Source organism: Caulobacter sp., assembly GCF_049283275.1.
Taxonomy (GTDB): Bacteria; Pseudomonadota; Alphaproteobacteria; order Caulobacterales; family Caulobacteraceae; genus Caulobacter.
Map to the genome: position 1 here is coordinate 1 of NZ_JBAPVS010000038.1, position 14,223 is coordinate 14,223.

A 14,223-nucleotide genomic window follows, 5' to 3' on the forward strand; every position below is an offset into this window, starting at 1 on the left:
CCGATCAGCTGGGTGGTGGGCACGGCGGCGGAGGCCAGGGGCTGTTCGTCCAGCGGCGCGCCGCCGATCACCCGCTTGGCCAGGAACGCCCAGCAGATCCCGAAGCCGCTGCCGAGCGTGATCATCGACAGGGTGATGCCGACCAGGCCGCCATGGACCATCTCGTAGGCGCCCCAGGACACGCCTGCGACGATGACCACGGCGCCGAGGCGGATCGCCAGACCCTCGTGCTTGGGCTTCAGCCCCGCGACCACGAACGAGAAGGCCGTCCAGCCCGCCGCGATGCCGCCGATCACATAGCCGCTCAGCAGCGGATCGGCGCCGTGCAGCACCTGGATGAAGGTCGGGCCATAGACCGAGAAGCCGACCGTGGCGGCCTCGCAGAAGAAGATCACCGCCAGGCCAAGGCCGGTGGCGGTGGCCAGGTCGGAGGCCGAGCGCGGCAGCAGGCGGTCGCTCGTGCGGCCGTTGACCAGCATCATGGCCGCCATGGCCAGGGTCCCGAACACCGCGCACACGGCCGCCGCCAGTCCGCCCGGCACGACGCCGGCGGCGGCGATCAGGGTCACGCCCAGGGTCAGCAGGGCCAACTGGCGTTTGGGGATGCGTCCGCCCTCCGGGGCCTTGGGCGCCGAGGGCACCATGACCAGCACCGCCCCGACGAAGATCACGGCCTGGACCACGAAGAACCAGAACGCCCCACGCCAGAAGCCGGCCTCGGCGAACAGGCCGCCGCACAGCGGGCCCAGCAGGGTCGCCGCGCCCCAGACCCCGGCGATCGCGCCGTAGACGCGCGGCCACAGGCTTTCGGGGAACATGGCGCTGATGGCGACGTAGCAGAGGGAGACGATCGCCCCCGCGCCCAGGCCCTGGACCAGCCGGCCGGCCACGAAGGTCAGGAAGTCCGGCGCCAAGGCGCCCATGGCGCAGCCGACGGCGTAGACCACCCCCGCCAGGGCGGTGGCGCGTCTCAGGCCGAAGCGGATCGACAGCTTGCCCGCGCAAGCGCCCGCCAGGATCGAGCCCAACAGGAAGGCGGCGATCGACCAGCCGAAATACTGCCAGCCGCCGATCTCCTTGGCGACGCTGGGCATGATCGTCACCGTCACCAGGGTGTCGGCGGCGTTCAGCCAGATGCCCAGGCACAGCAGGGCGAAGCGCGGGGCCAGTTCGGCGTTGAGCAGGCCGCGCCAGCTGTTCGAAGGGGTCATGGGCGTCTCCAGGGACGCGCTTGATGCCTCTTCACACTCGCCAAGCCAAGCCTTGACGGTGAACTTCGCCGCCTCGTCGCCGTTGGATGAGGTGTGAAGCTGATCCTGCGCGAACCCTCTGCCGAAGTCCGGGCGCTGGCGAGCGCGGCGGGCTTCCTGCTGGACCTGTTGCTGGCCGGTCTGCTGGTGTTCGCCCTGGTCGACCGCCTGGCGCCGCCGCAGGACCTGCCCTGGAAGCCGTTCTCGTTGAACCAGCCGATCGGCCTGGCCACGGCCGGCAAGCTGGCGCGGGTCGGCGCCGATCCGGCCGCCTGCCGCGCGGCCCTGCGCGAGGGCGGGGTGCGGTTCACGGAGGGCGAGACGCGGGAGACCGGCTACTGCTCGACGCGGAACACCGTGCGGGCGTCCAGCCGGCTGTCCCCCGCCGCGCCGGTCATGACCTGCCCGCTGGCTCTGGGCTACGCGCTATGGGAGCGCCAGGTCCTGGCCCCGGCGGCGCGCGAGATCATGAGCAGCCGGCTGACCGGGGTGGACCACTACGGGACCTATGCCTGCCGCACGATCTACGGCCGGCCCGGCGAGCGGCCCAGCGCCCATGCCCGCGCCCAGGCCCTGGACGTCGCCGGCTTCCGCTTCGCCGACGGCCGCCGGGCCACGGTGGCGGCTGACTTCCAAGCCGACAGCGAGGAGGGCCGGTTCGTCCAGGCCGCGCGCAACGGCGCCTGTCGGGTGTTCGGAACCGTTCTGGGCCCGGACTACAACGCCGCCCACCGCGATCATTTTCATCTGGAAGTGCAGGGGTGGCGCATCTGCGCCTAAAGGGGACCGGCGCTTGCGCCGGCCCTCCGGTGCTCACAGCGTCTTGGCCAGGGCGGTCATCTGGTCGGCGGCGACGCCCCAGCCTTCGTGGAAGCCCATCCGTTCGTGGGCCTGACGGTCCTCGACGCTCCAGTGGCGAGCGATGGCGGTGTAGCGGGTCGTGCCGTCGCCGAGGTCTTCGAACGTGATGTCGCCGACCATGAACGGCTTTTCCGAGGGCGCCCAGGCCGAGGTGAAGGCGTCGGTGAAGACCAGCCGTTTGTTCGGGACGACCTCGAGATAGACGCCCGGATTGGGCGCCTCCTCTCCGTTGGGCCCGGTCATGACGATCAGGCTGGCGCCGCCGGTCCGCACGTCCATCTCGGCGCGCGACACGCGCCAGGGCGGCGGGCAGAACCACTGGGGCAGCAGCTCCGGCGTGGTCCAGCACTTGAACAGCTTGTCGGCGGGAACGTCGATGACGCGGGTCAGCACCAGTTCGCGGTCGGCGCCGAGGGTGGCGAGGGGCATGGTCGTCTCCTGTCGGATCGAGTGGTCTGTCGCCTCAAGGACGACCGACCACCCGGCGTTCCGACAAGCCTCGCGCGGCCTTTCGGCGCTTTCTAGCCTGGAACCTCCTCGAGCTCGCCAGCCTGGACATAGGTCGTGTGGCCAAAGCCCTGGCGATAGTCGAGGATCGAGACCCGCTGCGGGGTGATGCAGAACAGGGCCAACCCACCATCGGACGCGTCCATCTGTCCAAGCTGCGGGAACTTGTCGAGAAACAGTCGCCCGATCTCGAGCACCTCATGCGGGGCGACGATCCTGTCGGCCCGACCGCTGATCGACAGGCCGCGAATTTCGCTCCAGTCTCGATAGGGCAGGTTGACGGTCAGGGCCACGCGCGGATCCCGCGCGAGATTGCGGGCCTTTTGGGACGCGCCCCAGCAACCGAAATAGATCGCCAAGCCGTCATTGACGAAGCTCACGGTGGTGGTCTGGGGTGCGCCGTCGTCCTGCAGGGTGGCCAGCGTCAGGTCGTCAGCGGCGTCCAGAATCTGGACGATCTCGTGTCTGGATGTCAGTTCCATGAGAGCTCTCCGGGATGCGAGGGTTCGCGACGATCGCGCGTCGCCAGGCTGTCGCCATGATCCAGGTCAATCCGCGTGGCGTGGGCGCGACTTGACCCCATCTCCATCGCGTTTCATTGTGCCTTCAATTCAAACAAACGTTTAGCGAGCTGGCCATGACCCTCTTCGACCTTACCGGCAAGGTGGCGATCATCACCGGCAGCTCGCGCGGCATCGGCAAGGCCATCGCCCAGCGCATGGCCGAGCACGGGGCCAAGGTGGTGATCTCGTCGCGCAAGGCCGGACCTTGCGAGGAGGTCGCCGCCGAGATCAACGCCAAGTACGGCGAGGGGACGGCCATCGCGGTCCCGGCCAACATCGCCTCCAAGGAGGACCTGCAGCGCTTGGTCGACGAGACCCGCGCGGCGTTCGGCAAGGTCGACATCTGCGTCTGCAACGCCGCGTCCAATCCCTATTACGGGCCGCTGGCCGACATCGCCGACGACCAGTTCCGCAAGATCCTGGACAACAACATCATCAGCAATCACTGGCTGATTTCGATGGTCGCCCCGGAGATGCGCGCCCGGAAGGACGGGGCGATCATCATCGTCAGCTCGATCGGCGGGCTGCGCGGCAACGCGGTGATCGGCGCGTACAACATCTCCAAGGCCGCCGACTTCCAGCTGGCCCGCAACCTGGCCCACGAGTTCGGTCCCGACAATGTGCGGGTCAACTGCATCGCGCCGGGCCTGATCAAGACCGACTTCGCCAAGGCGTTGTGGGACAACCCCGAGACCCTGGAGCGGTCAACCAAGGGCGTGCCCCTGCGGCGGATCGGCGAGCCCGACGAACTGGCCGGGGCGGCCGTCTACCTGGCCTCGAAGGCGGGCAGCTTCATGACCGGACAGGCCCTGGTGGTGGACGGCGGCGCCACCATCTAGGGCCCGGCGCCGCCCCTAAGGGCGACTACCTAGAACCGGCATTTTCATTGCGCGGCCGCCCGGGTCTTACTAGGTGCGTGTTTCGAAGCATCATCCGGCCGAAACCCGCTCCCATGGACGCCACCCAAGCCGCCGAGATCCAAGCCGTCCTTCCGGCCTTGCTGGAGCGCTTCTACGCCCGCGTCCGGGCCGACCAAGACCTGGGTCCGGTGTTCAACGATGCGATCGGCGACTGGGATCATCACCTGGGCGTCCTGGCCGACTTCTGGTCGTCGGTGATGCTGGCCAGCGGCCGCTACAAGGGCAATCCGATGCTGGCCCACATGCAGCACGGCCCCCGGATTCACCCGGAGATGTTCGAGCGCTGGCTGGCGATCTGGGCCCGGACGACCGACGAGATGGTGTCGCCGCCGATCGCCGTGGAGATGCAAACCAAGGCGGCCCGCATCGCCCAGAGCCTGAACCTGGCCATCAACTTCCGCTTGCCCAAGGCCGAGGCTTCCTAGCCTGCGTAGATCCTCCCCCAGGGGGAGGGCTTGTTAATCCCGCGCCTCCGCCAATCGCCTTACCGCCTCATCCAGCGTCTCATCCGCCTTGGCGAAGCACAGGCGCAGGATATGGCGCACCGGGTCTTCCGCGTAAAACGCCGAGACCGGGATGCTGGCCACGCCGTGGTCGCGCACGACCCGCAGGGCGAAGGTCCGGTCGTCCTCGTCGATCCCCGAGGCCTTCAGGTCGACATTGAGGAAATAGGTGCCGCCGCTGTCGAGCACGACGAAGCCGGCGTCGCGCAGGCCCGCCGCCAAACGGTCGCGCGAGCGCTGCAGGCCGGCGGGCATGGCCTGGAACCAGTCGCCGGGTTCCTGCAGGCCGAATGCCACCGCCTCCTGCAGGTTGGGCGGGGTGGTGAAGGTCAGGAACTGGTGGGCGCCGGCCAGGGCCTTGGTCAGGGCGGGGGCGGCGCAGAGGAAACCGACCTTCCACCCCGTCATGCCGAACATCTTGCCCGCCGAGCCGATCTTCACGGCGCGCTCGCGCATGCCTGGATAGCCGATCAACGGCCGGTGCCGGCGGCCGTCGAACACCACCGCCTCCCAGACCTCGTCGCAGACGGCGATGGCGTCGTGCTTGACGCAGAACTCGGCCAGCAGGGCCAGGTCCTCGTCGGGGGTGACCACGCCGGCCGGATTGAGCGGGGTGTTCAGCACCACCATCCGGGTCTTGTCGCTGAACGCCGCCGCCAGCATCGCCCGGTCGAACCGCCAGTGCGGCGGCGTAAGTCTTACCAGTTTGGGCACGCCGCCGGCCCGCTTCACCATCGGCAGATAGGCGTCGTACAGCGGCTGAAACAGCACCACCTCGTCGCCGGGCGAGATCAGGCTCAGGAACGCCGCCGCCAGGGCCTCGGTCGCGCCGGAGGTGACGACGATCTCGCGCTCCCAGTCCAGGTCCAGCCCCTGGGTGCGGGCGTAGTGCGTCGCCACGGCCTGGCGCAGGGCGGGCAGGCCGCGCATCGGCGGATACTGGTTCGTGCCGGTCAGCAGTGCTTCGCCGGCCTTGCGGCGTAACGCCATCGGCCCGGCGTCGTCGGGAAAACCCTGGCCCAGATTGATCGCCCCGGTCTGGCGGGCCAGGCTGCTCATCTCCTCGAAGATGGTGATGGGCAGATGGGCATATACCGGGTGAACCATGGCGGCGGACTCCTTGAGAGCTTGCCTAGCATAGGTCGCTGGATGATAGGCTGACGTCATGCGGATCGTCGATGTGCGACGATTCCCGAAGGCGGAGCTGCTTCTGGAGTGACCGACAGCGCCGTTCCAGCCCCGCCGCCTTCGCCGCCCTGGACTTGGTCGCACGGGCTGGCCTACGGCGCGGTGTCGATGCTGCTGGGTCTGACCCAAGGACTGGGCGCCAATCTGGTCAACAACAACCTCCCCTGGGTGCAAGGCTCGCTGGGGGCCTACACCAACGAGGCGGCCTGGCTGACGATCGCCTACACGGCCACCAACGCCACGATCGCCCTGCTGGCCGTCAAATTCCGCTTCCAGTACGGGCTGCGGCTATTCGCCGACATCGGCCTGGGCCTGTTCGTGGTCGTCGGCCTGGCCCACCTGCTGACCAACGACCTGCGCTCGGCCATCGCCGTGCGGGCGGCGGCGGGCATGGCGGCTTCGGCCCTGTCGACCCTGACCCTGCTCTACATGGTCGAGGCCGCGCCGCCCCAGAAGCGGATCGTCGGCCTGGCCCTGGGGATCGGCTGGGCCCAGCTGGCCGTGCCTTTGTCGCGGCTGGTGTCCTCCGACCTGCTCGACACCGGCGAGTGGCACGGGCTGTACCTGGCCGAGATCGGGCTGAGCGTCGTCTGCCTGTCGGCGGTTAATCTGCTGCGCCTGCCGCCGATACCGCGCGTGGCGATGTTCGAGTGGCGCGACTTCCTCACCTTCGCCCTGTTCGCGCCGGGCATCGCCCTGCTGTGCGTGGTGCTGGGGCAGGGGCGGTATGTCTGGTGGTTCGACACCGCCTGGATCGGCTGGTGTCTGGCCGCCGCCATCGTGCTGCTGGTCGCCTCGGCCCTGGTCGAGCTGCATCGCAGGAAGCCGCTGATCCATCTGCGCTGGCTGACCACCGCCGACTTGCTGCGCCTGCTGGTGATCATTTTGCTGTTCCGCATCGTGCTGTCCGAACAGGGCGTGGGCGCGTTCGGCCTGTTGCAGACCCTGGGCATGAACAACGACCAGATGGCGGGGCTGTCATGGGTGATGTTCTTCGCCACCCTGGCCGGCATGGTCATCGTGGCCTTCACGATCAATCCCGAGCGTGTCAGCACCCCGGCCCTGATCGCCCTGCTGATGGTGGCCGTCGCCGCCTGGATGGATAGCCAGTCGACCAGCCTGACCCGGCCCGAGCAGATGTATCTGAGCCAGGGGATGATGGCCTTCGCAGGGGCGCTGTTCCTGCCCGCCGCCCTGCTGGCCGGCTTTCCCCGCGCCCTCAGGATGGGCCAGGAGTACATCGTCAGCTTCATCGTGCTGTTCTCGACCGGCCAGGTGGTCGGGGCCTTGGGCGGCTCGGCGTTCCTGGGCACGCTGATGACCATCCGCGAGCGGGTGCATTCAGACGCCATCGTCAGCCGGCTGAGCCTGGCCGATCCGCAGGTGGCCCTGCGCGTGAAGCAGCTTCAGGGCTCCTACGCGGGCGTGTTGACCGACCCGGCCCTGCGAAGCGGCGAGGGCGCGGCCCTGCTGGCCCAGCAGGCGACTCGCGAGGCCACGGTGCTGGCCTATGACGACGTGTTCGCCACCGTGGCCGTGATGGCCGTGATGGTCTTCCTCTATCTGTTGTTCCTGCGTGTCCGGACCGATCTGCGCCAACGGCGAGCGGCCCGGCTGACGCCCGTGGAGGCCGCCTGATGTCCGACCCGCAAACCCCGCCACCCGCACCGCCGCCTTCGCCGAAGCGCATGTGGTCGCGGGGGGCTGTTCCGGTGATCGTCGCCGGCCTGGGCGGGGTGTTGCTGGTGCTCTACGCCTGGAGGCTGCCGCCGTTCACCAGCACGATCCAGAGCACCGAGAACGCCTATGTCCGCGGTTATGTCACCCTGCTGGCCCCCAAGGTCGACGGCTATGTGACGGCGGTGGCGGTCACGGACTTCCAGGCCGTGAAGGCGGGCCAGATGCTGGTCCAGATCGACGACCGCATCTATCGCCAGAAGCTGGCCCAGGCGGAGGCGTCGGTGCAGTCGGCCCAGGCGGCCCTGAACGCCAACAGTCAGGCCCAGACCGCCAACGCCGCCCAGATCCGCCTGGCCCAGGCCCAGGCCAGCAGCAGCCAGGCGGCCCTGGCCAAGAGCCAGGTCGACGTCAAGCGGGCCGAACCGCTGCTGGCCCAGGGCTGGCTGGCCCCCAGTCAGCGCGACGTCCTGCAGGTGGCCCAGCGCCAGGCGACGGCCGGCGTCGCCCAAACGGCGGCCAATATCGACATCTCCCGCCAGGCCTTGGCCACCACCAGGGTCAATCGCGAGGGACTGGAGGCGGCCCTGGCCAACGCCCGCGCCGCCGTCGAGCTGGCCCGCATCGACCTGGCCAACACCACCATCCGCGCCCCCGAGGACGGGGCGGTGGGCGAGGTGGGGGTCAAGCTCGGCCAATATGTCGCCGTTGGAACCCAGCTGATGGGCGTGGTGCCGCGCCAGACCTGGGTGACGGCCAACTTCAAGGAGACCCAGACCGCCCGCATCCGGGTGGGCCAGCCGGCGGTGGTCCAAGTCGACGCCCTGGGAGGGCTGAAACTGCGCGGCCACGTCGAGCGGCTGGGGCCGGCGACGGGCTCGGAGTTCGCGGTCATCAAGCCCGACAACGCCACGGGCAACTTCACCAAGGTGGTCCAGCGGCTGCCGACCCGCATCGTGCTGGATCCGAACCAGGACGATGTCGCCCGTCTGCGGCCGGGGATGAGCGTGGTGGCCCGGATCGACACTTCGCACTGAGCCCGCGCGATGCGGACGCATCGTGACGGAAGGGGCGTCTTTCGCCGCAACCATTCTTTCCACCGGGCATTTCCCCAGCAATCTTGGCTGCAGGAAACAACGACATGAACGGTGTGGGCTTCATTGGCGCGATCATCATCGGCATCTTCGCCGGATGGATCGCCGAGCAGATCATGGGTCGCAAGCACGGCCTGATCACCAACCTGATCGTGGGCCTGGTCGGCGCGCTGATCGGCGCGTTCGTGGCCGGCGCCCTGGGCATCCACTTCATGGGGTGGGTCGGCAGCCTGATCATCTCGACGATCGGCGCGATCCTGCTGCTGTTCCTCCTCGGCCTGTTCAAGGGTCGCAACCGAGTCTGACGCCCACGAAAAAGCCCGCCGTCCCGAAAGGGCGGCGGGCTTCTTCTCGGTCCGTCCCGGAAGCTCCGGGAGCCGACTATTCTTCCTTGACGCGACGCTTGCGGAACGACGGGTTCAGGATCTGCTTGCGCAGGCGGATGCTCTTCGGGGTCACCTCGACCAGCTCATCTTCCTCGATATAGGCGATGGCCTGTTCGAGGGTCATGCGGCGCGGCGGGGTCAGGCGGATCGACTCGTCCTTGCCCGAGGCGCGGACGTTGGTCAGCTGCTTGGCCTTCATCGGGTTGACGTCGAGGTCGTCCTGACGGGCGTTCTCGCCGATGATCATGCCCAGATAGCACTTCTCGTTGGCGCCGACGAACATGGTGCCGCGCTCTTCCAGGTTCCACAGCGCGTAGGCCGCGGTTTCACCGTCCGAGTTGCTGATCAGCACGCCCTTGCGCTGCTGGTCGAAGGCGCCCTTGTAGGGCTCATAGTGGCTGAACACGCGGTTCAGCACGCCCGAACCGCGCGTGTCGGTCAGGAACTCGCCCTGATAGCCGATCAGCGAGCGCGAAGGAGCGACCAGTTGGATGCGGGTCTTGCCCGCGCCCGACGAGCCCATGTCCTTCAGCTCGGCCTTACGCAGCGAGAGCTTCTCGATGACGATGCCCGAATATTCGTCGTCGACGTCGATCATGACGTCTTCCATCGGCTCCATGCGCTTGCCGGTTTCCGGATCGGTCTGGAACACGACGCGCGGACGGCTGATCGACACTTCGAAGCCTTCGCGGCGCATGTTCTCGATCAGGACGCCCAGCTGCAGTTCGCCGCGGCCCGACACTTCATAGGCGTCGCCTTCGCTGGTCTCGACGACCTTGATGGCGACGTTCGATTCGGCTTCCTTCAGCAGACGGTCGCGGATGACGCGGCTTTGAACCTTGTCGCCTTCCTTGCCGGCCAGCGGGCTGTCGTTGACCGAGACGGTCATCGAGATGGTCGGCGGATCGATCGGCTGGGCGGGCAGGGCCTCGGTGACTTCCATCGCGCACAGGGTGTCGGCGACGGTGGCCTTGGACATGCCGGCGATGGCGACGATGTCACCCGCCTCGGCGCCCTCATCGACGGGCGAACGCTTCAGGCCGCGGAAGGCCAGCACCTTGGTGATGCGGCCGCGCTCGATTTCCTTGCCGTCGCGGTCGAGGGCGTGGATGGCCATGCCGGGAACGGCCTTGCCGCTCTCGATGCGGCCGGTCAGCAGGCGGCCCAGGAACGGATCGCTTTCGATCAGCACGTTCAGGATCTGGAACGGCTCGTCCTTCTTGGCGATCTGCTTCGGCTCCGGCACGTGGCGGACGATCAGGTCGAACAGCGGGGCCAGGTTGTCGTTGGGCACGTTCATGTCGAGCGTGGCCCAGCCGGCGCGGCCCGAGGCGTAGATGTGCGGGAAGTCCAGCTGTTCGTCCGTGGCGCCGATGGCGGCGAACAGGTCGAACGCGGCGTTGTGGACCTTGTCCGGATCGGCGTGAGCGCGGTCGACCTTGTTGATGCAGAGGATCGGCTTGAGGCCCATCTTCAGCGCCTTGGTCAGCACGAACTTGGTTTGCGGCATGACGCCTTCCTCGGCGTCGACCAGCAGGACGCAGCCGTCCACCATGCCCAGGATGCGCTCGACTTCACCGCCGAAGTCGGCGTGGCCGGGGGTGTCGATGATGTTGATGCGGGTTTCGCCCGCTTCACCGTTCCACAGGACGCTGGTGCACTTGGCCAGAATCGTAATGCCGCGTTCGCGCTCCTGGTCGTTGGAGTCCATGGCGCGTTCGGTCGTCGCCTCGTTGGCGCGGAACACGCCCGACTGGGCCAGAAGCTGATCGACGAGTGTGGTCTTGCCATGATCGACGTGCGCGATGATGGCGATGTTTCGCATGGACATGGAGAAGGCGAACTTTCGGGAGGAACAATGGGGTTTGACGCTGCGCGCGTCAGGCGCGCGGCTTTTACGCGACTGCGCGACGTTTATCCACCCCACCCCTGCGCAAGAGATTAGCCAGGAAACCGGTGTCAGCCGCAAACCCCTTAATTTTATGGGGTTTGCGAAAGTTGCGGGCGGATGTCGTTTCTTCGGCAACCAATTGTGCAGCGCAGCATTAACCGGAAAACCGGTCAAGCTTAGGGAGCAGCGTTCTCTGGCCCTTGTGTTACAAAGGGTTTCAGTCGGTGGGTGCGACAAAAAACGACAACGTTGTCGAAGTTTTCGCTTGATGCATTTCGCACCGCACCCTATAAACAACCTGTGAGGCGGCGCTGCCGCCTCTGCCCTTCCTGGGCGTTTCCTCCCTAATGAACTGCCCGGCTTTCGAGCCGGGCTTTTTTTTGGCCAGGTGTCCTGGAGGCGGTTTTCGTCCGCTCCCTCAACGCCCCTCATCCTCGAACTTGTTCGAAGGGCCTGTTTCACTCGCGAAAAAGGCTGATCCGTGACGCGGTGAGGCCGCGGCTCAAATCCTTGTCGATGCAGGGGCGAACCGAGGGGCTCGGAACAGGCCCGAGGATGAAGGGCGCGGGGACGGCGCGGCCCTAGAGCAGTTCGGCCCAGTCGGTCTGGACCAGGCGCGCCGTCACCGATTCGATGTCCGCCTTCAGCCGCTCGAAACCTTCAGCTGGTTCGCGAGTCGTCTCGTTCATATAGAGCGCGCGGTTGATCTCGACCTGGATGGCGTGGGTGCGCCGGGTCGGGCGGCCGTAATATTCGGTGGTGTAGCCGCCGGCGTAGGGGGCGTTGCGGGCCACGCGATAGCCCAGTCCCTCCAGGGTCTTTTCCATCAGTGCGGTCAGCTTGGGTCCACAGGCCGCGCCGAAGCGGTCGCCCAGCACGATGTCGCACGGCCCGCCGCCGCGCGCCCGGTGGCCACGCGCCGCCGCCGCAGGCATCGAATGCCAGTCGACCAGGATCGCCAGGCCATGGGCGTTGCGCGCCTGGGCCAGCAGGCGGTCGAGTGCATCATGATAAGGCCGGTGGGCGGTCTCGATCCGAATCTTGGCCTCGGCGAAGGTCAGCTTGCGGGCGTAGATCGGGCGACCTTCGCCGGCCACCCGGGCGATCGCGCCCAGCCCCGCCGCCACCCGCGCCGTGCGGGCCTGGACGAAGTCGGGCAGGGCGTCCTCGAACATCGCCGGATCCAGCTCCCAGGCGTCGCGATTGAGGTCGATATAGGCTCGGGCCAGCCGGGCGCGGATCACGCAGACGCCCTGGGCGGTCGCGCCGGCGATCAGGTCGTCGACGAAAGCGTCCTCGGAGCCGCGCAGGTCCTGGGCGGTCAGCCGTGCGGCGGCCATCATGTCGGGAGGGTACAGCCGCCCGGAATGAGGCGAGGCGAACACCAGCGGCGTGGGGGGCGGTTGGTCCTCGACTTGAGCCCGCGCGACCTCGAAGGCCGGCGAAAAGCCGTGCTCCGCCGTCGCCGGCGTTTCCGAAGCGATCGGCTCCCATGCGGTCATGGACTTATTGTCGCGGTCCGACGGTTCCGGGTCAAACGCCAACGGCTCGCGCTATAAGAGACGGAAGCCGACGCCCAAGCGTTAGCTGTGGACAGTACGGACCGGGTTCATCCGCGATTTACCGTCCTTGGCTAGATTCCCGCTTTCCAATTCCGCCTATCGCCTGGAAACTGACCGCATGGCTCGCATCCTCCTCGCAGAAGACGATGACTCCCTCCGCGGGTTCTTGGCCCGGGCGCTGGAGCGCGCCGGCTTCGAGGTGACCGCCTGCGCCGACGGCGAAGAGGCCGTTCAGCACCTGGACACCCCTTGGGACCTGCTGCTGACCGACATCGTCATGCCCGGCATGGATGGCATCGAGGTGGCTCGCCAAGCCGCCGCCCGCGACCCCTCCCTGCGCATCATGTTCATCACCGGCTTCGCCGCCGTGGCCCTGTCGGCTCAGGACCGCGCCCCGGCCGGCGCCAAGGTGCTGTCCAAGCCCGTTCACCTGCGCGACCTTGTCTCCGAAGTCGAAAAGATGATGGCCGCCTAAATTTTTCAGGACCGGCCCAAAGGCGGGTTGCGCGACGGCTGAGCCGCCGCTATACCCCCACACCTTCCCGCCCGGGACGCTTTAATAAGCGTTTCCAGGCCGCTTTGGCGGACGCGTAGCTCAGCGGGAGAGCACCTCGTTGACATCGAGGGGGTCACAGGTTCAATCCCTGTCGCGTCCACCATTCCTTCCCCGTGAAATCAGGTCCACCCCATCCAATGCCGCTTGAGCGTCATCGTGGCGTGTGGCGCCGGCGCCGCGTCGCGTCCGCAGGTCCGGGACGGCGCCGCGACGGCTCAAGGCGGTTGGTTCCAACCGCGGCGCCAGCCCGGCTTTCCTTATCCTCATGGCCGGCGCGTGCGCGCAAACCCGGGTGGTTCCCTCAAAGCGCAGCCTTATTCCGAAATAGGCCAAGCCCGCGTTCCGGGGCCTTGCGTCGGTTTTTCGACGAAATGACGCGATTGTGGCGCCTTGGCCACACCTGAATTCAGGACTTGCGCGTTTGTCGTCCTGAGGTTGGTCACAATCCAGCCTCAAGACATTCACGTAGAGGGTTACATCATGAAAATCCGGTTGCTGGCTGGTGTCGCGACGCTTGCGCTTTGCGCCGCGTCGGGCGCCTCCGCCCAAACGGCGTTGAGCGGATGGTACGTCGCCGGCGACGTCGGGTACCACTGGCCCGACGGCGTCAAGGCCACTTCGTCCACCGTTGGTTCGGATTGGTCGTTCTCGGCCGACGACGACTGGGCTGGCTTTGGCCGTCTCGGCTACAAGCTCACCCCGAACTGGCGCGTTGAAGGCGAATACGGCTATCGCCCCGGCGACATCGCCAGCGTTCGCGGCGACGGCGTTCCCGCGGGTCTCTGCACCCCCGGTGTTGCGCGCTCGACCGCCGCCCCGACCTGCGGTCCGGTCGACGGCGAGCTGAAGGCCACCACCCTGATGGCCAACATCATCTATGACTTCGCCCCGGGCTCCTCGATCAACCCGTTCATCGGTGGCGGTATCGGCACCGCCTGGGTGCACAACAAGGTCTACGGCCAACAGGCGAGCGTTCCCGCCGGCGCCGCCGCCTACCAGAACACCAGCATCGACGACGTCGATCAGGCCCTGGCCTGGCAAGGCATCCTGGGCGTCGCCTGGGACTTCGCGCCGAACTGGTCGCTGGACCTGACCGGCCGTTATCTGCAGACGGACGACCTGCAATGGGGTTCGGTGACCACCAACACCGGCGGTCCGGGCCGCTTCGGCGCGGTGACTGACGTCGGCACGTTCGAAGGTAAGTACAAGGACACCTCGGTGACGCTGGGTATCCGCTACACCTTCGGCTCGCCGCCGCCCCCGCC

At 67.5% G+C, this 14,223-nt stretch carries 15 protein-coding genes and 1 tRNA gene; 10 read left to right on the forward strand and 6 right to left on the reverse strand.

Annotated features, from left to right (window positions below; genetic code table 11):
• The coding region (locus WAL33_RS02005) for an MFS transporter (protein ID WP_422177975.1) at positions 1 to 1,211 on the reverse strand (1,211 nt) is incomplete at its 3' end.
• Between the two features lie 93 nt (positions 1,212 to 1,304).
• On the opposite strand from WAL33_RS02005, the gene WAL33_RS02010 reads away from it, so the two are divergent.
• Positions 1,305 to 2,030, forward strand: a complete 726-nt coding sequence (locus WAL33_RS02010) for an extensin family protein (RefSeq protein WP_422177977.1) — start codon at positions 1,305 to 1,307, stop codon at positions 2,028 to 2,030.
• A gap of 33 nt (positions 2,031 to 2,063) precedes the next feature.
• On the opposite strand, the gene WAL33_RS02015 is transcribed toward WAL33_RS02010, so the two are convergent.
• Both WAL33_RS02015 and WAL33_RS02020 read right to left on the reverse strand, forming a co-directional pair.
• Positions 2,064 to 2,540: an SRPBCC family protein gene (locus WAL33_RS02015; RefSeq protein WP_422177979.1), complete on the reverse strand. Its 477-nt coding sequence runs from the start codon at positions 2,538 to 2,540 to the stop codon at positions 2,064 to 2,066.
• Positions 2,541 to 2,632: 92 nt separating this feature from the next.
• A complete protein-coding gene (locus tag WAL33_RS02020; RefSeq protein WP_422177981.1) occupies positions 2,633 to 3,100 on the reverse strand; it encodes a pyridoxamine 5'-phosphate oxidase family protein in 468 nt (155 codons plus the stop codon).
• Between the two features lie 155 nt (positions 3,101 to 3,255).
• Between WAL33_RS02020 and WAL33_RS02025 the strand changes: the two genes are divergently transcribed.
• Entirely contained in the window at positions 3,256 to 4,020 is a 765-nt protein-coding gene (locus WAL33_RS02025) for an SDR family oxidoreductase (RefSeq protein ID WP_422177983.1), read from the forward strand.
• A 113-nt stretch (positions 4,021 to 4,133) separates the two neighbouring features.
• Positions 4,134 to 4,526, forward strand: coding sequence for a group III truncated hemoglobin (locus tag WAL33_RS02030; RefSeq protein WP_422177985.1), 393 nt, complete (start codon positions 4,134 to 4,136; stop codon positions 4,524 to 4,526).
• 33 nt (positions 4,527 to 4,559) lie between these two features.
• Here the strand turns inward: WAL33_RS02030 and WAL33_RS02035 are convergent, their stop codons facing one another.
• Complete coding sequence (locus tag WAL33_RS02035; RefSeq protein ID WP_422177987.1) at positions 4,560 to 5,711, reverse strand: aminotransferase; 1,152 nt, start codon at positions 5,709 to 5,711, stop codon at positions 4,560 to 4,562.
• 108 nt (positions 5,712 to 5,819) lie between these two features.
• Between WAL33_RS02035 and WAL33_RS02040 the strand changes: the two genes are divergently transcribed.
• The 3 genes from WAL33_RS02040 (at position 5,820) to WAL33_RS02050 (ending at position 8,868) form a co-directional block, all read left to right on the forward strand.
• Positions 5,820 to 7,430 (forward strand): transporter, encoded by a 1,611-nt coding sequence (locus tag WAL33_RS02040; RefSeq protein WP_422177989.1) that lies wholly within the window; start codon positions 5,820 to 5,822, stop codon positions 7,428 to 7,430.
• Positions 7,430 to 8,506, forward strand: a complete 1,077-nt coding sequence (locus tag WAL33_RS02045) for an HlyD family secretion protein (RefSeq protein WP_422177991.1) — start codon at positions 7,430 to 7,432, stop codon at positions 8,504 to 8,506. Before WAL33_RS02040 ends, WAL33_RS02045 begins: the two co-directional genes overlap by 1 nt.
• A 104-nt stretch (positions 8,507 to 8,610) precedes the next feature.
• Positions 8,611 to 8,868, forward strand: coding sequence for a GlsB/YeaQ/YmgE family stress response membrane protein (locus WAL33_RS02050; RefSeq protein ID WP_422177993.1), 258 nt, complete (start codon positions 8,611 to 8,613; stop codon positions 8,866 to 8,868).
• A 76-nt stretch (positions 8,869 to 8,944) separates the two neighbouring features.
• Here the strand turns inward: WAL33_RS02050 and typA are convergent, their stop codons facing one another.
• Positions 8,945 to 10,780 carry a translational GTPase TypA gene (gene typA, locus WAL33_RS02055; protein ID WP_422177995.1) on the reverse strand — a complete coding sequence of 612 codons (1,836 nt, stop codon included), beginning with the start codon at positions 10,778 to 10,780 and terminating at the stop codon, positions 8,945 to 8,947.
• On the opposite strand from typA, the gene WAL33_RS02060 reads away from it, so the two are divergent.
• Positions 10,773 to 11,144 (forward strand): hypothetical protein, encoded by a 372-nt coding sequence (locus WAL33_RS02060; RefSeq protein WP_422177997.1) that lies wholly within the window; start codon positions 10,773 to 10,775, stop codon positions 11,142 to 11,144. The two genes, typA and WAL33_RS02060, sit on opposite strands and share 8 nt — an antisense overlap.
• 277 nt (positions 11,145 to 11,421) lie before the next feature.
• Here WAL33_RS02060 and WAL33_RS02065 read toward each other — a convergent pair whose 3' ends face one another.
• On the reverse strand, positions 11,422 to 12,342 hold the full coding sequence (locus WAL33_RS02065) for an N-formylglutamate amidohydrolase (RefSeq protein WP_422177999.1): 921 nt from the start codon (positions 12,340 to 12,342) through the stop codon (positions 11,422 to 11,424).
• Between the two features lie 178 nt (positions 12,343 to 12,520).
• On the opposite strand from WAL33_RS02065, the gene cpdR reads away from it, so the two are divergent.
• The 3 genes from cpdR to WAL33_RS02080 all read left to right on the forward strand — a co-directional run.
• On the forward strand, positions 12,521 to 12,877 hold the full coding sequence (gene cpdR / locus WAL33_RS02070; RefSeq protein WP_012284930.1) for a cell cycle two-component system response regulator CpdR: 357 nt from the start codon (positions 12,521 to 12,523) through the stop codon (positions 12,875 to 12,877).
• A 109-nt stretch (positions 12,878 to 12,986) separates the two neighbouring features.
• Positions 12,987 to 13,061, forward strand: a tRNA-Val gene (locus WAL33_RS02075).
• A gap of 377 nt (positions 13,062 to 13,438) precedes the next feature.
• Positions 13,439 to 14,223: outer membrane protein (locus tag WAL33_RS02080; RefSeq protein WP_422178002.1), on the forward strand; the 785-nt coding region annotated here is incomplete at its 3' end.